The sequence below is a fragment of the Weizmannia sp. FSL K6-3076 genome (genome assembly GCF_038007245.1).
Taxonomy (GTDB): domain Bacteria; phylum Bacillota; class Bacilli; order Bacillales; family Bacillaceae_C; genus Weizmannia; species Weizmannia faecalis.
In genome coordinates this window covers 34891-59761 of record NZ_JBBOWU010000001.1, presented here as the reverse complement: position 1 = coordinate 59761, position 24871 = coordinate 34891, and the positions used below count along the sequence as shown (strand labels likewise).

Below are 24871 nucleotides of genomic sequence, written 5' to 3'. Positions count from 1 at the left end.
CAACAGCATTATTTTTTACGGCGCCGTACAATAAATTTATCTGAAGTGTTTTTCTTCTTGCGCGTTTTGTAACCAAGTGTCGGTTTGCCCCATGGTGACATTGGTGATTTGCGTCCGATTGGTGCTTTACCTTCACCACCACCGTGCGGGTGATCATTCGGGTTCATAACAGATCCGCGGACAGTCGGGCGTACACCCATCCAGCGCTTGCGGCCTGCTTTACCGATGTTGACCAGTTCATGCTGTTCGTTGCCAACCTGACCGACCGTTGCGCGGCAAGTTGCAAGAATCATGCGCACTTCGCCGGAATTCAGGCGGACAAGCACATATTTTCCTTCTTTACCAAGCACTTGTGCGGAAGTACCGGCAGAACGGATCAATTGGCCGCCTTTGCCTGGTTTCAATTCGATGTTATGAATGACCGTACCAACAGGAATGTCAGAAAGCGGAAGTGCATTCCCGACTTTAATGTCTGCATCCGGTCCGGACATAATTTCCATGCCGACAGTTAGATTTTTTGGTGCAAGAATGTACCGTTTTTCACCGTCTGCATAGTGAATCAAAGCAATATTAGATGAGCGGTTCGGGTCATACTCGATTGTGGCAACGCGCCCTGGTATACCATCTTTATCGCGTTTGAAGTCGATAATCCGGTACTGGCGCTTATGGCCACCGCCCTGATGACGAACAGTTAATTTCCCCTGGTTGTTGCGGCCTGCTTTTTTCGAAAGCGGAGCAAGCAGTGATTTTTCAGGCTTATCCGTCGTAATCTCCGCAAAATCCAAAGCCGTCATGCCGCGACGCCCGTTAGAGGTTGGTTTGTATTTTTTGATCGCCATTTTTTTCCCTCCTCTTCAAGTTTGATGGATCGTATTTAGACCTCAAAGATTTCAATTTCTTTGCTGTCAGGTGTTAGCGTAACAACTGCTTTGCGGCGCTTGTTTGTATAGCCGGTATAACGGCCCATGCGTTTGAGCTTGCCTTTATAGTTCGCAACATTCACTTTCGCAACTTTGACGCCGAAAATTTCTTCTACAGCATCTTTGATTTCTGTTTTATTCGCTTTGACATCAACTTCAAATGTATATTTCTTATCTGCCGTCAATTCCATTGAACGTTCAGTAATCACGGGGCGCTTCAGAACATCACGTGCATCCATTAACCAAGCACCTCCTCTACTTTTTCAACAGCGGATTTTGTCATGATCAATTGATCATGGTTCACAACATCCAAAACATTTACGCCTGCTGCTTCAACAACCGTAACACCCGGAATGTTGCGTGCGGATAATACCACATTTTCGTTCAATCCGTCTGTGACAACAAGTGCTTTTTTATCCACGGACAAATTTTTCAGGACCGCAATAAAATCTTTTGTTTTTGGCTTATCAAAGTTTAATGCGTCCAGAACCAAGATATTGTTTTCTTGTGCTTTTGACGATAAAGCGGATTTAATCGCAAGACGACGTACTTTTTTCGGCAATTTGTAGCTGTAGCTGCGTGGAACAGGCCCGAAAACCGTACCGCCTCCGCGCCATTGCGGGGCACGAATCGATCCTTGGCGTGCGCGTCCTGTACCTTTTTGCCGCCATGGTTTACGTCCGCCGCCGCGTACTTCAGAACGGCCTTTTACTTTGTGAGTACCTTGGCGGAGCGATGCCCTCTGCATGATGATCGCTTCAAATAAAACATGTTCATTCGGTTCGATGCCGAATACAGCGTCGTTTAATTCCACTTCACCGACTTGGGAACCGTTTTGGTTGTATAGAGCTACTTTTGGCATTCCTGTTTCCTCCTTTCTTTACAATTATTTTGCTTTTACAGCTGCTTTAACTGTAACCAAAGCTTTTCTCGGACCAGGAACGTTACCTTTAATCAAAAGCAGATTGCGTTCTGCATCCACTTTGACGATTTGCAGATTTTGAACGGTAACCCGTTCTCCTCCCATGCGTCCAGGGAGTGCTTTTTGTTTGAAGACGCGGTTTGGCGCAATCGGACCCATTGAACCGGGACGGCGGTGGTAACGCGAACCGTGAGCCATAGGACCGCGGTGTTGTCCGTGGCGTTTAATGACGCCTTGGAATCCTTTTCCTTTTGTAACACCGGTAACATCTACAATGTCACCTTCTGCAAAAATATCTACTTTGACTTCTTGACCAACTTCAAAATCACTTGTGTTTACGCCGCTGAATTCGCGGATGAAGCGCTTAGGTGCCGTATTGGCTTTCGAAACATGCCCTGTTTCCGGTTTGTTTGCCAGGCGTTCCGGTTTGTCGGCAAATCCGAGCTGGATCGCTTCATAGCCGTCCGTTTCAACTGTTTTCTTTTGCAGCACAACGTTTGGTGTTGCTTCAATTACAGTGACAGGAATAAGATCGCCGTTCTCGGCAAAAACTTGGGTCATACCGATTTTTCTTCCTAAGATTCCTTTGGTCATCAGTCACACCTCCTGTTAAATATGTCATGTTTTATCATTAAAGTTTAATTTCAATGTCAACGCCGGATGGCAGATCCAACCGCATCAGTGAATCAACCGTTTGCGGGGTTGGATTTACGATATCAATCAAACGTTTGTGTGTACGCATTTCAAATTGTTCACGAGAATCTTTGTACTTGTGGACAGCACGCAGAATGGTGTAAACGGATTTCTCAGTCGGAAGCGGAATCGGTCCGGAGACGTTTGCACCTGATCTTTTTGCTGTTTCTACAATTTTCTCTGCAGACTGATCCAGAATTCTGTGATCGTATGCTTTTAAGCGAATGCGAATTTTTTGTTTTGCCATTATTTTCCCTCCTTTTTCGCCTATTTGTTAATAGACATTCTCCATGGAAATTTTCCTGGCCCACGCGCCATGGCAAAGCGGCCGGGTGTGCCAGCAACCTCCCACTTCATCGCAGTCAAAGACCAACATCAAACATTATACACAAAAACCGGGTGTAATGCAACATAAACTTTGATATACTGCTGATTTCAGCGACTTTTTTATTATACAGGCCTTGTGGCGCAACATCAAGTTTTGGAAAATATTGCTGCAACCCGGACGCGTAAGCATTGAAAAAGCCCGGCCGGGATAACCTGGCCGGGCTTTTTTTAATAACCGATTAAGCTTCGATAGCGGAAACAGAACCGGCGCCAACTGTACGGCCGCCTTCACGGATCGAGAATTTTGTTCCTTCTTCGATCGCGATAGGGGCAATCAATTCAACGCTCATTTCAACGTTATCACCAGGCATAACCATTTCAACGCCTTCAGGCAGCGTAATAATGCCGGTAACATCCGTTGTACGGAAGTAGAATTGCGGACGGTAGTTAGAGAAGAAAGGAGTGTGACGTCCGCCTTCTTCTTTCGTTAATACGTAAACTTGTGCTTTAAATTTTGTATGCGGTGTAATAGAACCCGGTTTCGCCAAAACTTGACCACGTTGGACTTCTTCACGTGCAATCCCGCGGAGAAGTGCACCGATGTTGTCGCCTGCTTCAGCATAGTCGAGCAGTTTGCGGAACATTTCAACGCCGGTAACCGTTGTTTGTTTTGGTTCGTCGTTCAAACCGATGATTTCAACAACATCGCCGACTTTCAATTGACCGCGTTCTACACGGCCGGTTGCAACGGTACCACGACCGGTGATGGAGAATACGTCTTCAACCGGCATCATGAACGGTTTGTCTGTGTCACGTTGCGGAGTCGGGATGTATTCGTCAACAGCATCCATCAATTCAAGGATTTTTGCTTCGTATTCAGGGTCGCCTTCAAGAGCTTTCAAAGCAGAACCTTTGATAACCGGCACTTCATCGCCAGGGAAGTCGTATTCGGAAAGAAGGTCACGAACTTCCATTTCAACAAGTTCAAGCAATTCTTCGTCGTCCACCATGTCGCATTTGTTCAGGAATACAACAATGTAAGGCACACCAACTTGGCGGGACAACAGGATGTGTTCACGCGTTTGCGGCATTGGGCCGTCAGCAGCGGATACAACCAGAATCGCACCGTCCATTTGTGCAGCACCCGTGATCATGTTTTTCACATAGTCAGCGTGTCCAGGGCAGTCAACGTGTGCGTAGTGGCGTTTTTCCGTTTCATATTCAACGTGTGCAGTGTTGATGGTAATACCACGTTCGCGTTCTTCCGGAGCACCGTCAATTTGGTCATATGCCCTTGCTTCTGCTTTCCCTTGTTTTGCAAGAACAGCAGTAATTGCAGCAGTCAAAGTCGTTTTACCATGGTCAACGTGACCGATTGTTCCAATGTTACAGTGTTCTTTAGAACGGTCAAATTTTTGTTTAGCCATCAGGAAATCCTCCTTAATATTTTGGATTGAGTAAGTATATGGATGCTTTAAAGCTGAAAGGACAGCTTTAAAGCGCTTTGAACCAATCTAGTAAAGTTATACTTCATTGAAGGCAAGAAATCAATTATTCGCCTTTATTTTTTTTGATGATCTCTTCCGCAATAGACTTCGGGACTTCTTCATAATGATCAAATGTCATAGTGAAGACACCGCGTCCTTGCGTGCTGGAACGAAGTGCTGTTGCGTAACCGAACATTTCGGACAATGGAACCATGGCACGGACAACCTGGGCATTTCCGCGTGCTTCCATTCCTTCTACACGACCGCGGCGGGCTGTAACTTGTCCCATGATGTCGCCGAGATATTCTTCCGGAATGACGATTTCCACTTTCATCACAGGTTCGAGCAGGACCGGATCACATTTGGATGCTGCATTCCTTAATGCAAGGGAAGCAGCCACTTTAAACGCCATTTCACTCGAGTCAACATCGTGGTAAGAACCGTCATACAGTTTTGCCTTAATGTCAACGAGCGGATAACCGGCAATTACACCGCGCTGCATGGCATCTTCAAGACCGGATTGAATCGCCGGAATGTATTCGCGCGGAACGACACCGCCGACAATCGCATTTTCAAACTCAAAGCCTTTTCCTTCTTCGTTTGGTGAAAATTCAATCCACACATCCCCGTATTGCCCGCGGCCGCCAGACTGGCGTACGAACTTACCTTGGACTTGTGCCGATTTGCGGAATGTTTCACGATATGCAACTTGTGGCGCACCGATATTGGCTTCGACTTTAAATTCGCGTTTCATCCGGTCGACGATGATATCGAGGTGAAGCTCACCCATTCCTTCGATGATCGTTTGTCCTGTTTCCGGATCCGTATGGGCACGGAAAGTCGGGTCTTCTTCCTGCAGTTTTTGCAGCGCAGTCGTCATTTTATCCTGGTCGGCCTTCGATTTTGGTTCAACCGACAGCTGGATAACCGGTTCTGGAAATTCCATCGATTCAAGGATGACCGGATTGTTATCGTCGCAAAGCGTGTCGCCTGTTGTCGTGTCTTTTAAACCGACAGCAGCAGCAATATCTCCGGCATAAACCTTGTCAATTTCTTTCCGGTGGTTTGCGTGCATCTGCAAAATACGCCCGATGCGTTCGCGTTTGTCCTTTGTCGAGTTTTTGACATAAGAACCGGCGCTTAATGTACCTGAATAAACACGGAAGAATGTCAGTTTACCAACGAACGGGTCTGTCATGACTTTGAAGGCCAAAGCCGCAAATGGCTCATCATCGCTGGAATGCCTGAATACTTCTTCCCCTGTATCCGGAAGCGTCCCCTTGATGGAAGGAACATCCGTCGGCGCAGGCAAATAGTCAACAACCGCATCCAACATTAATTGGACACCTTTGTTTTTAAATGCCGAGCCGCACAGTACCGGGAAGAATTCAACATTACAGGTTGCTTTGCGGATCGCAGCTTTCAGTTCTTCTTTTGAAATCTCTTCTCCGCCAAGATATTTTTCCATAATATCTTCATCAACTTCAGCAACTGCTTCAAGCAGTTTTTCATGATATTCTTCCGCCTGGTCACGGTACTCATCCGGAATTTCGCGTACTTCAATTTTCGTGCCGAGATCATCACCGTAGAAAGTAGCGTTCATTTCAATAAGGTCAATGATCCCTACAAAGTTGTCTTCGGCACCGATCGGCAATTGGACCGGATGCGCATTTGCCTGCAGACGATCATGCAGGGTGCTGACAGAATATAAGAAATCAGCCCCGATTTTATCCATCTTATTGACGAATACAATCCGTGGTACACCGTAAGTCGTTGCCTGGCGCCAAACGGTTTCGGTCTGAGGCTCAACGCCGGACTGGGCATCGAGGACAGCAACCGCACCGTCAAGGACACGAAGGGAGCGTTCAACTTCAACGGTAAAGTCCACGTGTCCCGGGGTGTCAATGATGTTGATGCGGTGGTCATTCCATTGTGCTGTAGTAGCAGCGGAAGTAATCGTAATCCCGCGCTCCTGTTCCTGCTCCATCCAGTCCATTTGAGACGCACCTTCATGCGTTTCGCCGATTTTATGAATACGGCCGGTATAATAAAGGATGCGCTCGGTTGTTGTAGTTTTACCGGCATCGATATGCGCCATGATACCGATGTTACGAGTCTTTTCTAAGGAGAACTCTCTTGGCATCTCGTACTTTCTCCTTCCTTAATAGGTGTAATGTAGGAGTATCGGAATATTACCAGCGATAATGCGCGAACGCTCTGTTTGCTTCCGCCATTTTATGCGTATCTTCGCGTTTTTTCACGGCAGCGCCTGTATTGTTGGCCGCATCCATGATTTCGTTCGCCAGTCGTTCTTCCATTGTTTTTTCTCCGCGGAGGCGGGCATAATTGACCAGCCAGCGAAGCCCTAAAGTTGTCCGGCGTTCCGGGCGCACCTCAACCGGCACCTGATAGTTTGCACCGCCGACACGGCGAGCTCTTACTTCAAGTACAGGCATAATGTTTTTTAATGCCTGGTCAAAAACTTCCATTGGATCTTTGCCAGTGCGTTCACGAATAATATCAAAGGAAGAATACAGGATCGTCTGGGCTTTCCCTCTCTTGCCGTCGATCATCATTTTGTTGATTAAACGTGTGACCAGTTTCGAATTGTAAATCGGATCCGGTAATACGTCGCGTTTTGCGACAGGTCCTTTACGTGGCATAAATGATCCTCCTTTCAAGTATGGTTATCGTTCTTATTATTTCTTTTCTTTCGGTTTTTTCGTCCCGTATTTGGAACGGCCTTGTTTCCGGTTGTCAACACCGGCAGTGTCAAGTGCGCCGCGCACGATGTGGTAACGTACACCAGGCAGGTCTTTTACACGTCCACCGCGGATTAAAACAACGCTGTGTTCCTGCAGGTTATGGCCGATACCAGGAATATAAGCCGTTACTTCAATCCCGTTTGTTAAACGGACACGGGCATATTTACGAAGCGCCGAGTTCGGTTTCTTCGGCGTCATCGTCCCAACACGCGTACATACACCGCGTTTTTGGGGTGAAGAAAGATCGGTATTGATTTTTTTGAAACTGTTATAGCCTTTATTCAGCGCAGGTGACTTAGATTTCTCGATTTTTGATTTACGAGGTTTGCGCACCAATTGGTTAATAGTAGGCATCTGTTTTTCCTCCCTTCGAACAATTTAAGTCCACACATCCAGGTGGTTCATTTAATGGCAAAAACAAATTTTTGCGGTTTCTCCCGCAAAAAGTGTTTAATAAATAAGTGCAACAGCTGCAGCTCCGACTTCAATGCCGCACACTTTTCCAAGTTGTTTTTTCGACTCGGCATACGTAACCGGCACATTGAATTGTTCGGCAACGGAAATGACTTTGCCCGTAATATTCGGATCAGCATCTCTGGCAACGAGCAGTTCATCCACATTTCCGGACTTTATCGCTTTCGCTGTTTGTTTTGTCCCTACAACAATTCTTTTCGCCTGATTTACTTTTTCATAAGACATCGCAATATCCTCCAAAGTATACAGGTATTCATAGGAGCACCTTGAATATATTATCACTTTGAAAATCCAAAGTCAACATCCTGTGTAAAAAAGGCCATGGTTTTTTGCTAAAAAACAGAAAAAGGTGCAGCACCGGTTTTTGCCGGTGCTGCCGCCGATTATTCAGCCGGCACTTCTTCTTCCTTTTTCACCAGTTCAGGAACCGTTTTGCGGTAGCGGGTCATGCCCGTCCCTGCAGGAACAAGTTTCCCGATAATGACGTTTTCTTTCAAGCCGAGCAGTTCATCGCGTTTCCCTTTGATCGCCGCATCGGTTAACACGCGGGTCGTTTCCTGGAAGGAGGCTGCCGATAAGAACGAATCGGTTTCCAGGGAAGCTTTTGTAATCCCGAGCAGAACAGGACGGCCTGTTGCAGGGCGGTTGCCTTCCTTGAGCGCCTTTTCATTCGCTTCACCGAACTGATGGATATCAAGCAATGTTCCCGGCAGGACATCCGTATCGCCGGCATCGAGCACCCTTACTTTTCTCAGCATTTGGCGGACCATCACTTCAATATGTTTGTCGCCAATTTCCACCCCTTGCATCCGGTAAACTTTCTGTACTTCACGGAGCAAGTATTCCTGTACGGTTGTGACGTCCGTGACACGCAACAGGTCTTTCGGGTCAATGGAACCTTCCGTCAGTTCCTGCCCGCGCACGACGTGGTCATCTACCGCCACTTTCAAGCGGGAAGTATAAGGGGCTGTATAAGTGCGCGTTTCGACAGCGCCCTGAATGACAATTTCATATTGACGGTCGCGCCCTTCGCTGATGGAAGTGACAACACCTTCCACTTCGGAAATAACAGCCTGGCCTTTCGGGTTCCGAGCTTCAAACAATTCCTGAATACGCGGAAGACCTTGTGTAATGTCATCCCCGGCAACACCGCCTGTATGGAATGTACGCATCGTCAGCTGTGTACCAGGTTCGCCGATCGATTGGGCGGCAATAATCCCGACTGCTTCGCCGACTTCCACTTCTTGGCCGGTGGCAAGGTTGCGGCCGTAGCATTTTTTACATACACCATGGCGGGTGTTGCAAGTGAAGGCCGAACGGATCCAGACTTTTTCATAGCCGGCATCGACAATTTCTTTCGCGATATCTTCAGTAATAAAGCCGTTTTCCTCAATGATGACTTTGCCTGTTTCGGGATGCTTGATCGTTTTTCTTGAATAACGGCCGGTTAACCGTTCTTCAAGCGATTCAATGATTTCATTTCCTTCTTTCAACGCACTGATCAAAAGCCCGCGGTCTGTGCCACAGTCGTCTTCACGAATGATAACATCCTGCGCCACATCAACAAGCCGGCGTGTCAGATAACCCGAGTCTGCCGTCTTAAGGGCTGTATCAGCAAGGCCTTTACGGGCACCGTGTGTCGAAATAAAGTACTCTTGCACAGTTAAGCCTTCACGGAAGCTCGATTTAATCGGCAATTCAATAATCCGGCCGGCCGGGTTGGCCATCAAACCGCGCATACCGGCAAGCTGTGTAAAGTTCGACGCGTTACCCCGGGCCCCCGAGTCACTCATCATAAAAATCGGGTTCCGTTTATCGAGCGATTCCATCAGTTTGCCCTGGATCGTATCTTTAGCCCCGCTCCAGATCGAAATAACACGATCATAGCGTTCGTCTTCTGTAATTAAACCGCGGCGGAACTGTTTCATGACTGTATCGACTTTTTTCTGGGCATCCGAAAGAATTTTTTCTTTCTCGCCTAAAACGACGATATCCGCAACACCAACGGTAATACCAGCTTTGGTCGAATAATGGAAGCCAAGATCTTTTAAGCGGTCAAGCATCTTGGATGTTTCCGTAATCTTGAACCGTTTGAACACCTCGGCAATGATGCTGCCAAGGAAGCCCTTTACAAACGGGCGAATTAACGGCTGTTCTTTAATATGCGCTTTTACGTCAATCGAAGGATCAACAAAGTATTTATCCGGCGTTTTTTCTTCAAGATTTGTTGTCGTCGGTTCATTAATATACGGGAAGCTCTCCGGCAAAATTTCATTGAAGATCACTTTCCCGACGGTGGTAATCAGCAGCTTCTTGTTTTGCTCTTCCGTAAACGTCGGATTGTTCAGCGATCCGGCATAAATGGCAATTCTCGTATGGAAATGCACGTAGCCGTTGTAATAAGCCGTGTACACTTCGTTTACATCTTTGAAGACAGATCCTTCACCGACTGCATCTTCACGTTCAAGCGTTAAGTAGTAGTTGCCAAGTACCATGTCCTGGGACGGGGTAACAACCGGTTTCCCGTCTTTCGGGTTCAAAATATTTTGTGCGGCAAGCATCAGCATGCGTGCTTCCGCCTGTGCTTCGGCGGATAACGGAACGTGAACCGCCATTTGGTCGCCGTCAAAGTCCGCGTTGTAAGCCGTACATACGAGCGGATGAAGACGGATCGCACGGCCTTCCACAAGCGTCGGTTCAAACGCCTGGATCCCGAGCCTGTGCAAAGTAGGCGCACGGTTCAACAGGACAGGGTGTTCTTTAATGACTTCTTCAAGGACATCCCAAATTTCAGGCTGCAAACGTTCAATTTTCCGTTTTGCACTTTTAATATTATGGGCGAGGCCTTTTTCAACCAGTTCTTTCATTACGAACGGCTTGAACAGTTCGATCGCCATTTCGCGCGGCAGGCCGCATTGATACATTTTCAGGTTCGGGCCGACAACAATAACGGAACGGCCGGAATAGTCAACCCGTTTCCCGAGCAGGTTTTGACGGAAACGACCCTGTTTCCCTTTCAGCATATGGGAAAGCGATTTTAACGGGCGGTTCCCCGGGCCGGTTACCGGACGTCCACGGCGGCCGTTGTCAATCAGAGCATCAACGGCTTCCTGCAGCATCCGTTTTTCATTTTGGACAATGATGCTTGGCGCGCCAAGATCAAGCAGGCGTTTCAGGCGGTTATTCCGGTTGATCACACGGCGGTACAGATCATTTAAGTCGGATGTCGCAAAGCGGCCGCCTTCCAGTTGTACCATTGGCCGCAGTTCAGGCGGAATGACCGGGAGAACGTCCAGCACCATCCATTCCGGTTTATTGCCGGAATTACGGAAAGCTTCCAGTACTTCAAGGCGTTTGATGGCGCGTGTACGGCGCTGCCCCTGGGCAACTTTCAGCTCTTCTTTCAGCATTTCGCATTCTTTGTTGACATCTACATCTTGGAGCAACTTTTTAATGGCTTCCGCACCCATGCCTGCCTGGAATTTATTGCCGTATTTTTCACGGTAAGCACGGTATTCTTTTTCGGAAAGAAGCTGTTTCTTTTCCAAAGAAGTGTCGCCTGCTTCCGTGACAACGTAAGATGCGAAGTAAATGACTTCTTCCAGGGCACGCGGGGACATGTCAAGGACAAGGCCCATGCGGCTTGGAATCCCTTTGAAGTACCAAATATGCGAAACAGGGGCGGCAAGTTCAATATGTCCCATTCTTTCCCGGCGCACTTTTGATCTTGTTACTTCCACGCCGCAGCGGTCACAAACCACGCCTTTGTAACGGACGCGTTTATATTTTCCGCAATGGCATTCCCAGTCTTTCGTCGGTCCGAAAATCCGTTCACAAAAAAGCCCGTCTTTTTCAGGTTTTAACGTCCGATAGTTGATTGTTTCCGGTTTTTTGACTTCACCGTACGACCAGGATCGGATTTTATCCGGTGAAGCAAGACCGATTTTCATGTACTCAAAATTATTTACATCCAGCAAGGGGCCAGCCTCCCTTTCGTCTTTAGGTTCATACCTTAAAACACACACACGCAGAAGAAACAGAAACAGAAGCCGGATTGTACGAAGGCATACAATCCGGGCAAAAGCCTCTGTTTGTTCCCAGCAACATAAACGATTAGTCTTTGGATGCCCCGATTCCTTCCGGTTCTTCTTTTGTCTCAGGCGCAATATTCAGCGTATCGGCCTGATTCAGGTCATCGTCGTCTTCGAGATCACGCATTTCAATTTCCTCGTCGTCGCCGGAAAGAATCTTCACGTCAAGTCCCAAACTTTGAAGTTCTTTAATCAGCACTTTGAACGATTCCGGGACACCCGGTTCAGGGACGTTTTCCCCTTTGACGATCGCTTCATAAGTTTTCACACGTCCGACAACATCGTCCGATTTAACGGTCAGGATTTCCTGGAGCGTATAGGCTGCGCCATAGGCTTCAAGCGCCCATACTTCCATTTCGCCAAACCGTTGGCCGCCGAACTGCGCTTTACCGCCGAGCGGCTGCTGGGTGACAAGCGAGTAAGGGCCTGTTGAGCGGGCATGCAGTTTATCATCAACCATGTGGGCGAGCTTGATCATATACATAATCCCGACAGACACACGGTTGTCGAAAGGCTCACCGGTGCGGCCGTCATAAAGAACCGTTTTTGCATCGCGTGCCATGCCGGCTTCTTCAATCGTTTCCCATACATCTTCTTCGCGCGCGCCGTCGAATACAGGCGTCGCCACGTGGAGGCCAAGTTTTTTGGCCGCCATGCCAAGGTGAAGTTCAAGCACCTGGCCGATATTCATCCGGGAAGGCACGCCGAGCGGGTTCAACATGATCTGGACAGGTGTACCATCCGGGAGGAAAGGCATATCTTCTTCCGGAAGAATCCGGGAGATAACCCCTTTGTTCCCGTGGCGCCCGGCCATTTTGTCGCCCTGGTGGATTTTCCGTTTCTGTACAATATAGACGCGGACAAGCTGGTTCACGCCAGGCGGGAGTTCATCCCCGGCTTCACGTGTAAACACTTTGACGTCGAGCACGATGCCGCCGCCGCCGTGCGGAACGCGAAGCGATGTATCCCTGACTTCGCGCGCTTTTTCACCGAAAATCGCGTGGAGCAGCCGTTCTTCCGCTGTCAGTTCCGTAACGCCTTTCGGGGTGACTTTTCCGACAAGCAGATCGCCGTCTTTTACTTCGGCACCGATCCGGACAATCCCACGTTCGTCAAGGTTTTTCAAAGCATCTTCCCCGACGTTCGGGATGTCACGGGTCATTTCTTCCGGCCCGAGTTTTGTATCGCGCGCTTCAGATTCGTATTCTTCAATATGGATAGAAGTATACACATCTTCTTTTACAAGTTTTTCGCTCATAATAATGGCATCTTCATAGTTATAGCCTTCCCATGTCATAAAAGCAACGAGCACGTTCTGGCCAAGGGCAAGTTCGCCGTGGTCCATTGACTGGCCATCCGCTAAAATTTCGCCTTTTACCACACGGTCGCCTTTTTTCACAATCGGGCGCTGGTTAATGCACATGCCATTGTTGGAACGTTTGAATTTTTGCAGGCGGTATTTGTCAAGGTCGCCTTTTACTTCCTGGCCATCGACATCGATGACGCGGCGCACCCAGATTTCCCTGGCTTCCACATGTTCGACAATACCGTCATGTTTGCAGATAAGTGCTGCGCCGGAGTCCTTCGCATTGACATATTCCATCCCGGTGCCGACAATCGGCGCTTGCGGGTTCATAAGCGGAACAGCCTGGCGCTGCATGTTTGCACCCATCAGGGCACGGTTCGAGTCGTCGTTTTCAAGGAACGGAATACATGCCGTTGCAGCCGATACAACCTGCTTCGGCGAAACGTCCATATAATCAACGCGGTCTGTTTTGACAACAATGTTTTCACCGCGGAAACGCGCATATACTTCATCGTCAACGAAAAAGCCGTTTTCATCCAGCTGTGCGTTCGCCTGTGCGACGACATAATTGTCTTCTTCATCAGCCGTTAAATAATCAATATGCTCCGTAACACGCCCTGTATCCGGATCAACCCTGCGGTAAGGCGTTTCAATAAAGCCAAAACGGTTCACTTTTGCATAGGTTGATAAAGAGTTAATCAAGCCGATGTTCGGGCCTTCAGGCGTTTCAATCGGGCACATGCGGCCGTAGTGGGAATAGTGCACGTCACGCACTTCCATCCCGGCGCGCTCACGGGTCAAACCGCCCGGGCCGAGTGCCGACAGCCGGCGTTTATGGGTCAGTTCCGCAAGCGGGTTTGTCTGGTCCATGAACTGGGACAGCTGCGAACTGCCGAAAAATTCTTTAATGGCCGCAATGACCGGACGGATATTGATCAGCTGCTGCGGCGTAATGGTGTTAATGTCCTGGATCGACATTCTTTCACGAACAACGCGTTCCATCCGGGAAAGACCGATACGGAACTGGTTTTGCAGCAATTCGCCGACAGACCGTAAACGGCGGTTACCGAGGTGGTCGATATCATCCGTATTGCCGACGCCATGCAGCAAATTAAAGAAGTAGCTAATGGAAGCCACAATATCCGCAGGTGTAATATGTTTAATGCTTTCATCAACATAAGCATTTCCGATTACATTGATGACTTTTTCGTTATCGTCAATCGGGGCATAAATTTTGATGGACTGCAAAGTAACATCATCATCAACAACGCCGCCAGTCTGGCTGTACGTTTCAAACTTCAGGCCTTTTTCGAGAAAAGGCACAATTTTATCAAGCGTACGCCGGTCTAAAACGGTTCCTTCCTCCGCGATGATTTCGCCGGTTTCAGGGTCTGCGATTGATTCAGCCAGCCGTTGCCCGAACAGCCGGAATTTCAGGTGAAGCTTTTTATTCATTTTGTAACGACCGACATTGGCCAGATCATAGCGTTTTGGATCAAAGAAACGCGAAATCAGCAGGCTTTTTGCATTTTCAACGGTCGGGGGTTCGCCCGGACGGAGGCGTTCATATATTTCAAGAAGCGCTTTTTCCGTGCTTTCAGTATTATCTTTTTCAAGCGTATTTCTTAAGTACTCATTATCACCGATCAGATCAATAATTTCCTGGTCAGAGCCGAAACCGAGCGCCCTGAGGAGAACCGTGATCGGCAGCTTTCTTGTGCGGTCGATGCGGACGTAGGCCACATCTTTCGCATCTGTTTCATATTCAAGCCAGGCGCCGCGGTTCGGAATGACCGTTGCGGTGTAGCCGTATTTCCCGTTTTTGTCCATTTTGCTGTTAAAATAAACACTAGGGGAACGGACAAGCTGGGATACAATAACACGTTCTGCGCCATTAATGATGAAAGTCCCCGTTTCGGTCATTAACGGGAAATCGCCCATGAACACGTCCTGGTCTTTTACTTCACCTGTTTCCTTATTGACAAGGCGCACCTTTACACGAAGCGGAGCAGCGTATGTTACATCGCGCTCTTTGCATTCGTCGATGGAATATTTCGGTTCGCCGAGGCTGTAGTCAATAAACTCCAGCGACAGGTTTCCGGCAAAATCCTCGATTGGAGAGATGTCCTGGAACATTTCACGCAAACCTTCGTCAAGGAACCATTGGTAAGATGCGGTTTGAATTTCGATAAGGTTTGGCAGCTCTAAAATTTCTTTGATGCGCGCGTAACTTCTGCGCTGGCGGTGCCGTCCATACTGAACTAGTTGATGTGACAACTGATTCACCCCTCAAATCAAGCGTTTTGTTTGCATCTTTCGTCAAACAACAATAAAGCTAAGGCAAAAAGAAAAAGGGTTTTTTATGAAAAAACCACATATCGCATGACGAGCTTATGATTTTATAAGTATTTTCCAATTCATCCAAAATATATACTTGACAAATATAGCTTAAATTGCATAAAGAACCTTAATCTATTGGCATTTTATGATTTTAACATATATGAAATCGGGAGTCAAATTTTTTTGGCTTTAAAAACAAAATATCCTTTTTCTTTTCCAACACAATCCACTTCATCAAATATGCTTTCTAATTTTTTCCTGGCAGAAGGGGCGCCCTGCTTTTTCCGGATGACCACCCAAAGTTCCCCGTTTTTTGCGAGATATTGGTAGCTTTCTTCAAAAATCCGGTGCACGATCTGCTTTCCGGCGCGGATCGGGGGATTCGTAGCAATCAGGGCAAACGGGCCGCTTTTCACTTTTTCAAAAAGATTGCTTTCGTATATGGAAACATTTGAAATATGGTTCCGGGCAGCATTTTTCTCCGCCAGCTCGACCGCTCTTGTATTAATATCCACCATATGCACATGGCGGCCGGGAAAAGATGTTGCAAGCGCAAGGCCGATCGGTCCGTAACCGCAACCCATATCAAGGACCGGCCCTTCCGTTTCAGGCATGGTCACCAGATCAAGCAAAACGCGGGAGCCGAAGTCGACTTCTTTTTTTGAAAAAACCCCTTGGTCTGTTTGAAAATGAAAGGTATGGCCTCTCAATGTAAAGGTGAAATCTATCGGTTGATGCTTTGCTTCAGGGTTTTGCGAGTAGTAATGTTCAGCCATGAAAAGTCCCACTCTTTCTTGGAGGATTCAGGAAGAAGAGATGTTGAAAAAAGCCCGCCAAATGCGGGCTTTTACTTTAAAAAGGGTCTTACTTCACTTCTACGCCGGCTCCAACTTCTTCAAGTTTCGCTTTAAGTTCTTCGGCTTCTTCTTTCGATACGCCTTCTTTAAGCGGTTTTGGAGCATTGTCAACGAGTTCTTTTGCTTCTTTAAGGCCAAGGCCAGTGATTTCGCGGACAACTTTGATGACTTTGATTTTTTGTGCGCCTACTTCAGTCAGCACAACATCAAATTCCGTTTTTTCTGCAGCAGCTTCCCCGCCTGCAGCGCCGCCAGCAACAGCAACCGGTGCAGCAGCGGTTACGCCAAATTCTTCTTCAATGGCTTTCACAAGATCGTTCAATTCAAGCACTGTCATTTCTTTGACAGCAGAGATGATTTCTTCTTTCGTCATTTTCATATCCTCCTACAAGATATTTTTTCAAAGTATATTTCGTAAAACTTATGCGCTTTGTTCTTCTTTTTGATCTGCGACTGCTTTTGCAGCAAGAGCAAAGTTGCGGATCGGCGCCTGCAGTACGCTGAGAAGCATGGAAAGCAGGCCTTCGCGTGAAGGAAGCGTTGCGAGTGCTTTGATTTCATCAACGGTTGCAACATTGCCTTCAATGACACCCGCTTTGATTTCCAAAGCTTCGTGGTCTTTTGCGAAATCATTCAGGATTCTCGCAGGTGCAACCACGTCTTCCGTACTGAATGCGATCGCATTCGGGCCGGTCATCACGCTGTTTAATCCATCCAACCCGGCTGCTTCTACAGCACGGCGCGTCATCGTGTTTTTGTACACTTTGAATTCAACGCCTGCTTCGCGCAGCTGTTTACGCAGTTCAGTTACTTCAGCCACGTTTAAGCCGCGGTAATCGACAACCACAACAGCTGTACTTGATTTGAATTTATCGGTGATTTCTTCCACCAGTTGTTTCTTTTGTTCAATTACACTGCCCATCTTGACACCTCCTACAGATATTCTTGATGAACATTTATACCAAAACAAAACCTCCATATCCCGAGACATGGAGGTTTCATGCATGCGGAGGGCCTAAGGCACCCCCGGATTTATACGCATTACCTCGGCAGGAAATTAAGCCCTTCGGCACCTGCTGTCTACGGTACAAATGTTTACTTTTCAAAGCCGTTTTTCATTATATCAGCCGATATGCAGCATGTCAAATGATTATTTTGCTACCGCAAAAGAAGACGGGTCCACTTTGATGCCAGGCCCCATGGTCGATGTGACAGAAACATTCTTCATGTAAGTGCCTTTTGCAGCTGATGGTTTTGCTTTCATCAATGTGTCAAACAATGTCGTCAGGTTTTCAGCCAGCTTTTCCGGTTCAAAAGAGGCTTTCCCGATCGGAGCATGGACATTGCCCGCTTTGTCAACACGATATTCGACTTTACCGGCTTTAATGTCCTGAACCGCTTTGGTCACATCAAATGTTACCGTGCCGGTTTTCGGGTTCGGCATTAACCCTCTCGGCCCAAGGATGCGTCCGAGTTTACCAACTTCGCCCATCATATCCGGCGTTGCCACGATGACATCAAAATCAAACCAGCCCTGCTGGATTTTGTTGACGTAGTCTGTATCGCCGACATAATCCGCACCGGCTGCTTCCGCTTCTTTTGCTTTTTCGCCTTTTGCAAAAACAAGCACGCGCTGGGTTTTCCCTGTTCCGTTTGGAAGCACGACGGCACCGCGGATTTGCTGGTCCGCTTTTTTCGGGTCAACGCCGAGGCGGAATGCAACTTCAACGGTTGCATCAAATTTTGTAAAACTTGTTTTTTTCACCAGTTCAATGGCTTCCTGAACCGGGTAAGCTTTGGAACGGTCAACGAGTTTCAAAGCGTCAACATATTTTTTTCCTTTTTTCGCCATTTGTATTTCCTCCTCGAATGTGGTTTTAACGGAATAACCTCCCACGAAAAAGGTTGCGAGCCAGTATCGCATCGCAACCCCGTTGGACAGAACTAGTACTGCATGAATCAGTCTTCGATCGTAATCCCCATGCTGCGCGCCGTGCCTTCCACCATACGCATTGCCGCTTCAACACTTGCCGCATTTAAGTCAGGCATTTTTGTTTCTGCGATTTCACGCACCTTGTCACGCTTCACAGTTGCCACTTTTGTACGGTTCGGCTCACCTGAACCTGATTCAATGCCGGCTGCTTTTTTCAGCAAAACTGCAGCTGGCGGGGTTTTTGTGATGAATGTAAATGAACGGTCTTCAAACACCGTGATTTCAACAGGTATAATCAAGCCTGCCTGATCTGCAGTACGAGCGTTAAATTCTTTACAAAATCCCATAATATTGACGCCGGCCTGGCCCAGTGCAGGACCAACTGGTGGTGCAGGGTTTGCTTTACCGGCAGGAATCTGCAATTTAACAATTTTTACTACTTTTTTAGCCACGAGACACACCTCCTTAAGTCCGTGATGTGGTAACAGGGCTGAGCCCTCCCACTCATCTGTTTGATTGAACCCCTCACGGCTGAAGCCGCGAGCTTCCTGCAGACAACGAAACATGCTTCGTTATCTTCGCAGGCTATCCCCGCAAGTTCTTGCGGTTAGCCGGACAATGGACAAGCTAAAAAGACAAGCCATATCCGAAGCCAATTCATCTCATGACCCGCGTCACGAGTGTATCATAAGATCATGTGATTGCATTGTGTCTGTTCTTTGTGGGATCCCGGTCAGCGGGCCATCCGCAAAGAACATACTGACTTATAACATATTAACATCTCAGCATATCGATTTCAAGTTTTATCCCGTTATATTTTATCAATTTGTTCAAAAACGAGCTCTACCGGTGTATCCCGACCGAACATATTGACCATGACTTTTGCCCTGCCTTTGTCACGGTCCATTTCCACAATCTTGCCGGCAAAGTTTGCAAACGGCCCTTCTTTTACCGTAACCGTCTCGCCGATTTCAAAGTCCACATCGGCCCGTTTTTCTTCCATGCCCATCCGTTTCAAGATGGTATTAATTTCTTCAGGCAAAAGCGGCGTCGGCTTGGAACCGCCTCCCGACGACCCGACAAAACCGGTGACACCCGGCGTGTTCCGGACGACATACCAGGAATCATCCGTCATCACCATTTCCACCAGGACATAGCCCGGGAAAACTTTTCGTTTCACCACTTTTTTCTTCTCATTCTTCACTTCAAGTTCTTCTTCTTCCGGCACCACTACCCGGAAAATTTTATCCTGCATCCCCATTGATTCTACACGTTTTTCCAAATTGGTTTTGACTTTATTTTCATAGCCTGAATACGTATGGACAACATACCAGTTTTTTTCCATTTAATAGGACTTGATGTCCGTCCCTCCCTGTTGGTCTTTTGATTTTTTGGACAAATGAAAAAACCCGCTAACCGGGTTTGAGTCGTTGCTTATGATACTCCCATTATACCATGTTTTATCATTGGATATTCAAGTGAAAAATGATCCTTTTACAATGAGTTTTCAGCCCACCGGATCACTGCGGAAATACCGAGATCGATGACAATAAAGAACAATGTCAGGAAGGCAACTGTTACAAGGACTGTAATCGTGTATTTGACCAGCTCTTTGCGCCCAGGCCAGCTGACTTTTCGCATTTCGGAAGCAACATTACGAAAAAAATTTGTGATGGACATGTATTTAAGACCTCCAAGTAAGCTCATGTTCGTTGTTATTTTGTCCCGCGGTGGATGGTGTGTTCGTTGCAGTGCTTGCAAAACTTCTTTAATTCCATTCTTTCAGCCTTTCCGTTGCCCGTTGTAGTCGTGTAATTGCGCGAGCCGCAAACCGAACAGGCAAGTACCATTTTTTTCTGCATCTCATCACCAGCTGTCTTATGATCTTACGGCGTTAACGGAACCTGCCGCTGTAAAGATTCCCGAAAAACCGGGAGAATCTGTTGGATGCTGCCGGTTCCGCGCCGGTATCGTATCAAAACATAAAATCCTACAAATCAACATAACACGGCAGAAAGCTTGTGTCAATTAGTAGCAGGAGAAGGGATGTGCCGGGTTTTTCCCGAAAGCATTGAATACCGGGCATTTAAAGACGTGCTTTTTGTACGCCTGAATGCTGCACTTGCATTCGGGAAAAACAGCCTGGCGGAAAAACGGCTTACAACACCTTTTCAGTAAGTCAGCTCCCTCATTTCCAACAGGCGTTCCAGCTTCTTTTTGACGCGCTGTAAAGCGTTATCAATTGATTTTACATGACGGTTTAATTCTTCTGAAATTTCCTGGTAGGACTGCCCGTCCAGGTAAAGGGCGAGCACTTTTCTTTCCAGATCGCTCAACAGTTCGGATATTTTCACTTCTATATGGACATATTTTTCGCGGATTAAAATCAATTCTTCAGGATTGGAAATTTTCGCGCCGGTGATGACATCCATCAACGTACGGTCAGATTCTTCATCATAAATTGGCTTGTCCAGGGAAATATAAGAATTAAGCGGTATGTGCTTTTGGCGGGTGGCAGTCTTAATTGCGGTAATCATTTGCCGGTTGATGCATAATTCAGCAAAAGCCTTGAAAGACGTGAGCTTGTCCTCTCTGTAGTCGCGGATGGCCTTATACAGCCCGATCATGCCTTCCTGGATAATATCCTCACGGTCGGCCCCGATGATAAAGTAAGAACGCGCTTTTGCCCTGACAAAATTTCTGTATTTTTGGATCAAGTAATCCAACGCTTCACTTTCGCCGTTGTGTATCCGTCCAACCAACTCTTCATCCTGCATCGTGCCATATCTTTCTTCATATGCTGCCTCAATGTTCAGGTTCACCTGTATCCCCCCATGAGCATTCGATAAAAGCTATTATACAGTACAGAATTTTCAATCGTCAACCGCTCATCGTTTTCCCCTGCGTAATTTTTCGAAAATTTCCATGACCTCTTGGCTTAACGGTATTCTTGTTGCCGGCTTTTCCTCTTGAATTGATTTTACATTCTTTTTAATCTTTTGTTCAATCATTTCCACTTTGGTCAACAGTTCGCGTGCTGAAATTCTTAAAGCGCCTTGGCCGAATATTTGCCACTGCTCAGTGAAATCAGATGTGGCCACATAAATCTGCGTGCGGATGTTGTTCAGTTTAATGGCCATTTTTTCAATGCGTTCATCTGCCGTTTCATTTTCTTTTGTAAAAATGACTTCCACTTTGTGATAGCGGTACTTTTTTTCCAGGCCTTTCACCCCGTAAGCATCAAAAACGACGATGACTTTGTCATCCGTATAGCCTTGGTATTCCGCCATGATCTCAACAAGCCGGTCTCTGGCGGCGCCAAGGTCTTTTTGTTTCAATTTTTGCAGTTCCGGCCAAGCGCCAATGATGTTATAGCCGTCCACCAGCAAAATATTCATTTTATTCACCAAGCGGATGGCGCTTCCTGTAAACCTCATACATGAGCAGGCCGGCAGCAACGGACGCGTTGAGCGAAGTCACATGCCCTGCCATCGGAAGGCGGATCAGAAAGTCGCATGCTTCTTTTACGATCCTGCTCATCCCCTTCCCTTCACTGCCGATGACAAGACATAGCGGCAGATCGGCATCCATTTGCCGGTAATCGGTCGTCCCGGAAGCATCGGTTCCCGCAATCCACAGCCCTTGCTGCTTTAAGCCGGCAATCGTTTGCGAAAGGTTTGTTACCCGCGCCACCGGGATATGTTCAATCGCGCCGGTTGAAGCTTTCGCCACCGTTGCTGTTAATGCGACCGAGCGCCTTTTCGGGATAATGACGCCGTGTGCGCCGACCGCATCAGCCGTCCGTAAAATCGAGCCGAGATTATGCGGATCCTCCAATTCATCGAGGATCAGGATAAACGGGTGTTCATTCCGCTCTTTGGCAAGTTTGAACATATCGCCTGTTTCTGCATACCGGTAAGCGGCAACGAGCGCCAGTACACCCTGATGCGCCCCGTCAGCCACCTGGTCAATCTTTTTTTTCGGGACAAATTGGACGGTCACTTTTCTTTCCCTTGCAAGCTCTATCACCTGCTTCATGGCGCCTTTTTGTGAACCTTCTGCAATCCAGATTTTGTTGATTTCCCGGCCCGCCCTTAACGCTTCCAGCACCGGGTTTTTGCCAGCAATATACTCCTGGTCCATCAGTGCGCCCCTCCTTTCTGGTCTTCGACAATGTCGATTGCTTTTTTAATCAGCGCCTCCATCCGCTCCCGGCTGCCGGATAAATAGTGGTAGCCGATCAGCGCTTCAAATGCAGTGCTGTGCCGGTATGTCTGGACATCTGTATTTTTCGGAACCGTGCCCGATTTCGCATTTCTGCCACGGCGGACAACAGCGGTTTCCTCTTCCGTTAAAAGATTCTCGTTCATCATCTGTTTTAAAATTTGAGCCTGCGCCTTCGCTGAAACAAAGCGGATCGCTTCCCGGTGGAGGCGGTTCGGCTTCGTTTTTCCCTGCAAGAGAACATGGTGCCGGATATATTCTTCATATACCGCATCCCCCATATAAGCAAGCGCGAGGCTGTTCAGTTGTTTCGGATCAAGGGTGACCGTCATAAGCGTCTCCATCTCACCCCTTGGGGTGTATCTTCAAGAATGATATTCATGCTTTTCAACTTGTCACGGATTTCGTCAGCCAGTTGGAAATTGCGTGCCTTTCTTGCTTCATTCCGTTTTTCAATCAGCGCTTCAATTTCTTCGTCCAAAAGCACTTCTTCCTCGAGCTTCAGGCCGAGAACGCCGGAAATCGTTTCAAACTCTTTCATAAATGCCCGGAGAACAGTTTCTGTCGTATTTTTTCCCCGCAAGTAATAATTGGCCTGCTTCGACAGTTCGAACAAAACAGAAATACCGTTTGCCGTATTGAAATCATCATCCATTGCCTCGATAAACTGGCGATGGAGCGAACGGACCTGTTCCAGCCATTTTTCATCATCTTCTGCCAGATTTGCACTGGATTCAAGCCGGTGCTTTACATTTTGGTACGACGTTTTGATCCGTTCAAGCCCTGCCTTCGCATTGGCAAGCAGTTCCTCGCTGTAGTTGATCGGATGGCGGTAATGCACCGACAGCATGAAAAAGCGCAAAACTTGTGGATCGTGCCGCTCGATGATGTCATGGACAAGCACAATGTTTCCGAGCGACTTCGACATTTTCTCGTTATCAATATTGATATAGCCGTTATGCATCCAGTAACGGGCAAACGGTTTATCTGTCAACGCTTCCGACTGGGCAATTTCGTTTTCGTGATGTGGAAAAGTCAGGTCCTGCCCGCCCGCGTGGATGTCGATCGTATCGCCAAGATATTTCTTCGCCATGGCCGAGCATTCAATATGCCATCCCGGCCGGCCTTTCCCCCACGGACTGTCCCACGAAATTTCCCCCTCTTTTGCCGCTTTCCAAAGGGCAAAATCAAGGGCGTCTTCTTTCTTTTCCCCTACTTCAATTCTCGCACCTGATTTCAATTCGTCAATCGATTGATGAGACAATTTACCGTAGTCCGGAAAACTTCTCGTATGGTAGTAAACATCACCGCCTGATTCATAGGCATGGCCTTTTTCAATTAATTTTTCAATAAACGCGATAATCGCATCCATATTTTCCGTCACGCGCGGATGGGCGTCTGCATGGCAGCAACCGAGCGCATCAATATCTTCAAAATAAGACTTGATAAACCGTTCGCTTAAAGCCGGCACTTCTTCTCCGCGTTCTTTTGCGGCTTTAATGAGTTTATCGTCCACATCGGTGAAATTCGACACATAGTTTACATCATAACCCCGAAACTCCAAATAGCGCCGGACCGTGTCAAACACGATCGCTGGCCGTGCATTTCCGATATGGATATAGTTATAGACGGTTGGGCCGCATACATACATTTTCACTTTCCCCTCTTCAAGCGGGATAAACGGCTCCTTCTTTCTTGTTAATGTATTATATATCTGAATGCTCATACATTCTTGCCCCTTCCTTTCTCAGTTGTTCCACTTCCGACCGCAAAGCATCGATTTCCTGCTGCATGCTGTTCAGGCGGTCCGCAACAGGGTCAGGCAGCTCATTATGTTTTAAATCTTTTTTAATTTTGACGCCGTCCTGGACGACGACCCTGCCAGGAATGCCGACCACTGTCGAATTGGGGGGGACATCCTTTAATACGACAGAACCTGCCCCTATTTTTGCATTTTCCCCAATCGTAATCGAACCTAAAACTTTCGCCCCGCTTGCGATTAACGCATTGTCTTTAATTGTCGGATGGCGCTTGCCCTTTTCCTTCCCGGTGCCGCCGAGCGTAACGCCCTGGTAAACCGTCACGTTATCGCCGATTTCGCACGTTTCCCCGATCACAACCCCCATGCCGTGGTCGATGAAAAACCGCCTGCCGATTTGTGCACCGGGGTGGATTTCAATTCCGGTAAAGAAGCGGCTGAGCTGCGAAATCACCCGGGCGATAAAAAACATTTTCTTTTTATAAAAAAAGTGCGCAATCCGGTGTGCCCAGATGGCATGAAGACCGGAGTAAGTCAAGATCACTTCAAAATACGTCCGTGCTGCCGGATCCTGATCAAAAACCACTTCAATGTCTTCCTTCAACCGCTTAAACATGTGCTACTCCCCTTTCGCTTGTTTTTTTCCCATTCCCCGTCCGTTTATAAAATTTCTTCCGCTTTGCATTTCCATCAGCCGGATGTGTCATCGGACCTGCAATTTAAAAAAGAAGCGCCTCTGCAACGGACAGAGACGCTTCTTGATCGCGCGGTTC

At 47.5% G+C, this 24871-nt stretch carries 27 protein-coding genes and 2 other annotated features (1 of these 29 cut by a window edge); of the genes, 1 reads left to right on the top strand and 26 read right to left on the bottom strand.

Features of this window, described 5'->3' with window-relative positions; translation table 11 throughout:
- Positions 1–8: 8 nt before the first annotated feature.
- From rplB to rpmG, 20 genes are all read right to left on the bottom strand, one after another.
- Positions 9–839 (bottom strand): 50S ribosomal protein L2, encoded by an 831-nt coding sequence (gene rplB / locus NSS95_RS00300; RefSeq protein WP_014096497.1) that lies wholly within the window; start codon positions 837–839, stop codon positions 9–11.
- A 35-nt stretch (positions 840–874) separates the two neighbouring features.
- Entirely contained in the window at positions 875–1159 is a 285-nt protein-coding gene (rplW, locus tag NSS95_RS00295) for a 50S ribosomal protein L23 (protein WP_014096498.1), read from the bottom strand.
- Positions 1159–1782, bottom strand: coding sequence for a 50S ribosomal protein L4 (rplD, locus tag NSS95_RS00290; RefSeq protein ID WP_035189286.1), 624 nt, complete (start codon positions 1780–1782; stop codon positions 1159–1161). The genes rplW and rplD overlap by 1 nt, the downstream gene beginning before the upstream one ends.
- A gap of 24 nt (positions 1783–1806) precedes the next feature.
- Positions 1807–2436, bottom strand: coding sequence for a 50S ribosomal protein L3 (gene rplC, locus NSS95_RS00285; RefSeq protein WP_017551220.1), 630 nt, complete (start codon positions 2434–2436; stop codon positions 1807–1809).
- 37 nt (positions 2437–2473) lie between these two features.
- Positions 2474–2782, bottom strand: coding sequence for a 30S ribosomal protein S10 (gene rpsJ / locus NSS95_RS00280; protein ID WP_013858078.1), 309 nt, complete (start codon positions 2780–2782; stop codon positions 2474–2476).
- A gap of 319 nt (positions 2783–3101) precedes the next feature.
- Positions 3102–4289, bottom strand: a complete 1188-nt coding sequence (gene tuf, locus NSS95_RS00275; protein ID WP_014096502.1) for an elongation factor Tu — start codon at positions 4287–4289, stop codon at positions 3102–3104.
- Positions 4290–4413: 124 nt separating this feature from the next.
- The gene (gene fusA, locus NSS95_RS00270) at positions 4414–6492 is read right to left on the bottom strand and encodes an elongation factor G (RefSeq protein ID WP_026684118.1); all 2079 of its coding nucleotides are present in this window, start codon (positions 6490–6492) and stop codon (positions 4414–4416) included.
- A 49-nt stretch (positions 6493–6541) separates the two neighbouring features.
- Entirely contained in the window at positions 6542–7012 is a 471-nt protein-coding gene (gene rpsG, locus NSS95_RS00265) for a 30S ribosomal protein S7 (RefSeq protein ID WP_013858074.1), read from the bottom strand.
- A gap of 36 nt (positions 7013–7048) precedes the next feature.
- Positions 7049–7468 carry a 30S ribosomal protein S12 gene (gene rpsL, locus NSS95_RS00260; protein WP_014096504.1) on the bottom strand — a complete coding sequence of 140 codons (420 nt, stop codon included), beginning with the start codon at positions 7466–7468 and terminating at the stop codon, positions 7049–7051.
- A gap of 96 nt (positions 7469–7564) precedes the next feature.
- A complete protein-coding gene (locus NSS95_RS00255; protein WP_014096505.1) occupies positions 7565–7813 on the bottom strand; it encodes a 50S ribosomal protein L7ae-like protein in 249 nt (82 codons plus the stop codon).
- A 158-nt stretch (positions 7814–7971) separates the two neighbouring features.
- Positions 7972–11565 carry a DNA-directed RNA polymerase subunit beta' gene (gene rpoC, locus NSS95_RS00250; protein WP_035182958.1) on the bottom strand — a complete coding sequence of 1198 codons (3594 nt, stop codon included), beginning with the start codon at positions 11563–11565 and terminating at the stop codon, positions 7972–7974.
- A gap of 136 nt (positions 11566–11701) precedes the next feature.
- On the bottom strand, positions 11702–15262 hold the full coding sequence (rpoB, locus tag NSS95_RS00245) for a DNA-directed RNA polymerase subunit beta (protein ID WP_014096507.1): 3561 nt from the start codon (positions 15260–15262) through the stop codon (positions 11702–11704).
- A gap of 236 nt (positions 15263–15498) precedes the next feature.
- Complete coding sequence (locus NSS95_RS00240; protein ID WP_026684120.1) at positions 15499–16101, bottom strand: class I SAM-dependent methyltransferase; 603 nt, start codon at positions 16099–16101, stop codon at positions 15499–15501.
- An 88-nt stretch (positions 16102–16189) separates the two neighbouring features.
- Complete coding sequence (gene rplL, locus NSS95_RS00235) at positions 16190–16555, bottom strand: 50S ribosomal protein L7/L12 (RefSeq protein WP_014096509.1); 366 nt, start codon at positions 16553–16555, stop codon at positions 16190–16192.
- A gap of 48 nt (positions 16556–16603) precedes the next feature.
- Positions 16604–17104 (bottom strand): 50S ribosomal protein L10, encoded by a 501-nt coding sequence (gene rplJ, locus NSS95_RS00230; RefSeq protein WP_014096510.1) that lies wholly within the window; start codon positions 17102–17104, stop codon positions 16604–16606.
- 35 nt (positions 17105–17139) lie between these two features.
- Positions 17140–17286, bottom strand: a sequence feature (ribosomal protein L10 leader region).
- 46 nt (positions 17287–17332) lie between these two features.
- Entirely contained in the window at positions 17333–18034 is a 702-nt protein-coding gene (gene rplA, locus NSS95_RS00225; RefSeq protein WP_035182961.1) for a 50S ribosomal protein L1, read from the bottom strand.
- A gap of 107 nt (positions 18035–18141) precedes the next feature.
- Positions 18142–18567 carry a 50S ribosomal protein L11 gene (gene rplK, locus NSS95_RS00220; RefSeq protein ID WP_014096513.1) on the bottom strand — a complete coding sequence of 142 codons (426 nt, stop codon included), beginning with the start codon at positions 18565–18567 and terminating at the stop codon, positions 18142–18144.
- A 359-nt stretch (positions 18568–18926) separates the two neighbouring features.
- Positions 18927–19460 (bottom strand): transcription termination/antitermination protein NusG, encoded by a 534-nt coding sequence (gene nusG, locus NSS95_RS00215; RefSeq protein WP_014096514.1) that lies wholly within the window; start codon positions 19458–19460, stop codon positions 18927–18929.
- Between the two features lie 149 nt (positions 19461–19609).
- The gene (secE, locus tag NSS95_RS00210) at positions 19610–19795 is read right to left on the bottom strand and encodes a preprotein translocase subunit SecE (RefSeq protein ID WP_014096515.1); all 186 of its coding nucleotides are present in this window, start codon (positions 19793–19795) and stop codon (positions 19610–19612) included.
- 35 nt (positions 19796–19830) lie between these two features.
- Positions 19831–19977 (bottom strand): 50S ribosomal protein L33, encoded by a 147-nt coding sequence (rpmG, locus tag NSS95_RS00205; RefSeq protein WP_017551231.1) that lies wholly within the window; start codon positions 19975–19977, stop codon positions 19831–19833.
- 184 nt (positions 19978–20161) lie between these two features.
- On the opposite strand from rpmG, the gene NSS95_RS00200 reads away from it, so the two are divergent.
- Positions 20162–20293: a hypothetical protein gene (locus NSS95_RS00200; protein ID WP_268810664.1), complete on the top strand. Its 132-nt coding sequence runs from the start codon at positions 20162–20164 to the stop codon at positions 20291–20293.
- Here NSS95_RS00200 and sigH read toward each other — a convergent pair.
- The 6 genes from sigH to cysE all read right to left on the bottom strand — a co-directional run bounded on the left by sigH (position 20287) and on the right by cysE (position 24714).
- On the bottom strand, positions 20287–20892 hold the full coding sequence (gene sigH / locus NSS95_RS00195) for an RNA polymerase sporulation sigma factor SigH (RefSeq protein ID WP_061086776.1): 606 nt from the start codon (positions 20890–20892) through the stop codon (positions 20287–20289). The two genes, NSS95_RS00200 and sigH, sit on opposite strands and share 7 nt — an antisense overlap.
- A 111-nt stretch (positions 20893–21003) precedes the next feature.
- Entirely contained in the window at positions 21004–21513 is a 510-nt protein-coding gene (locus NSS95_RS00190) for an NYN domain-containing protein (RefSeq protein WP_026684122.1), read from the bottom strand.
- Between the two features lies 1 nt (position 21514).
- Complete coding sequence (gene rlmB / locus NSS95_RS00185) at positions 21515–22258, bottom strand: 23S rRNA (guanosine(2251)-2'-O)-methyltransferase RlmB (RefSeq protein ID WP_014096518.1); 744 nt, start codon at positions 22256–22258, stop codon at positions 21515–21517.
- Positions 22258–22671: a Mini-ribonuclease 3 gene (locus NSS95_RS00180; protein WP_014096519.1), complete on the bottom strand. Its 414-nt coding sequence runs from the start codon at positions 22669–22671 to the stop codon at positions 22258–22260. Before NSS95_RS00180 ends, rlmB begins: the two co-directional genes overlap by 1 nt.
- The gene (gene cysS / locus NSS95_RS00175; RefSeq protein ID WP_340713718.1) at positions 22668–24065 is read right to left on the bottom strand and encodes a cysteine--tRNA ligase; all 1398 of its coding nucleotides are present in this window, start codon (positions 24063–24065) and stop codon (positions 22668–22670) included. The genes NSS95_RS00180 and cysS overlap by 4 nt, the downstream gene beginning before the upstream one ends.
- On the bottom strand, positions 24046–24714 hold the full coding sequence (gene cysE, locus NSS95_RS00170; RefSeq protein WP_035182969.1) for a serine O-acetyltransferase: 669 nt from the start codon (positions 24712–24714) through the stop codon (positions 24046–24048). Before cysE ends, cysS begins: the two co-directional genes overlap by 20 nt.
- 128 nt (positions 24715–24842) lie before the next feature.
- Positions 24843–24871 (bottom strand) — a binding site (T-box leader) (it continues 201 nt past the right edge of the window).

Bases quoted from the DNA above. Each gene is read 5' to 3' on its own strand.
- rplB (WP_014096497.1), bottom strand. From the start codon at position 839: ATGGCGATCAAAAAATACAAACCAACCTCTAACGGGCGTCGCGGCATG.
- rplW (WP_014096498.1), bottom strand. From the start codon at position 1,159: ATGGATGCACGTGATGTTCTGAAGCGCCCCGTGATTACTGAACGTTCA.
- rplD (WP_035189286.1), bottom strand. From the start codon at position 1,782: ATGCCAAAAGTAGCTCTATACAACCAAAACGGTTCCCAAGTCGGTGAA.
- rplC (WP_017551220.1), bottom strand. From the start codon at position 2,436: ATGACCAAAGGAATCTTAGGAAGAAAAATCGGTATGACCCAAGTTTTT.
- rpsJ (WP_013858078.1), bottom strand. From the start codon at position 2,782: ATGGCAAAACAAAAAATTCGCATTCGCTTAAAAGCATACGATCACAGA.
- tuf (WP_014096502.1), bottom strand. From the start codon at position 4,289: ATGGCTAAACAAAAATTTGACCGTTCTAAAGAACACTGTAACATTGGA.
- fusA (WP_026684118.1), bottom strand. From the start codon at position 6,492: ATGCCAAGAGAGTTCTCCTTAGAAAAGACTCGTAACATCGGTATCATG.
- rpsG (WP_013858074.1), bottom strand. From the start codon at position 7,012: ATGCCACGTAAAGGACCTGTCGCAAAACGCGACGTATTACCGGATCCG.
- rpsL (WP_014096504.1), bottom strand. From the start codon at position 7,468: ATGCCTACTATTAACCAATTGGTGCGCAAACCTCGTAAATCAAAAATC.
- NSS95_RS00255 (WP_014096505.1), bottom strand. From the start codon at position 7,813: ATGTCTTATGAAAAAGTAAATCAGGCGAAAAGAATTGTTGTAGGGACA.
- NSS95_RS00240 (WP_026684120.1), bottom strand. From the start codon at position 16,101: ATGGCTGAACATTACTACTCGCAAAACCCTGAAGCAAAGCATCAACCG.
- rplL (WP_014096509.1), bottom strand. From the start codon at position 16,555: ATGACGAAAGAAGAAATCATCTCTGCTGTCAAAGAAATGACAGTGCTT.
- rplJ (WP_014096510.1), bottom strand. From the start codon at position 17,104: ATGGGCAGTGTAATTGAACAAAAGAAACAACTGGTGGAAGAAATCACC.
- rplA (WP_035182961.1), bottom strand. From the start codon at position 18,034: ATGGCGAAAAAAGGAAAAAAATATGTTGACGCTTTGAAACTCGTTGAC.
- nusG (WP_014096514.1), bottom strand. From the start codon at position 19,460: ATGGAAAAAAACTGGTATGTTGTCCATACGTATTCAGGCTATGAAAAT.
- secE (WP_014096515.1), bottom strand. From the start codon at position 19,795: ATGTCCATCACAAATTTTTTTCGTAATGTTGCTTCCGAAATGCGAAAA.
- rpmG (WP_017551231.1), bottom strand. From the start codon at position 19,977: ATGCAGAAAAAAATGGTACTTGCCTGTTCGGTTTGCGGCTCGCGCAAT.
- NSS95_RS00200 (WP_268810664.1), top strand. From the start codon at position 20,162: ATGTGCCGGGTTTTTCCCGAAAGCATTGAATACCGGGCATTTAAAGAC.
- sigH (WP_061086776.1), bottom strand. From the start codon at position 20,892: ATGCAGGATGAAGAGTTGGTTGGACGGATACACAACGGCGAAAGTGAA.
- NSS95_RS00190 (WP_026684122.1), bottom strand. From the start codon at position 21,513: ATGAATATTTTGCTGGTGGACGGCTATAACATCATTGGCGCTTGGCCG.
- rlmB (WP_014096518.1), bottom strand. From the start codon at position 22,258: ATGGACCAGGAGTATATTGCTGGCAAAAACCCGGTGCTGGAAGCGTTA.
- NSS95_RS00180 (WP_014096519.1), bottom strand. From the start codon at position 22,671: ATGACGGTCACCCTTGATCCGAAACAACTGAACAGCCTCGCGCTTGCT.
- cysS (WP_340713718.1), bottom strand. From the start codon at position 24,065: ATGAGCATTCAGATATATAATACATTAACAAGAAAGAAGGAGCCGTTT.
- cysE (WP_035182969.1), bottom strand. From the start codon at position 24,714: ATGTTTAAGCGGTTGAAGGAAGACATTGAAGTGGTTTTTGATCAGGAT.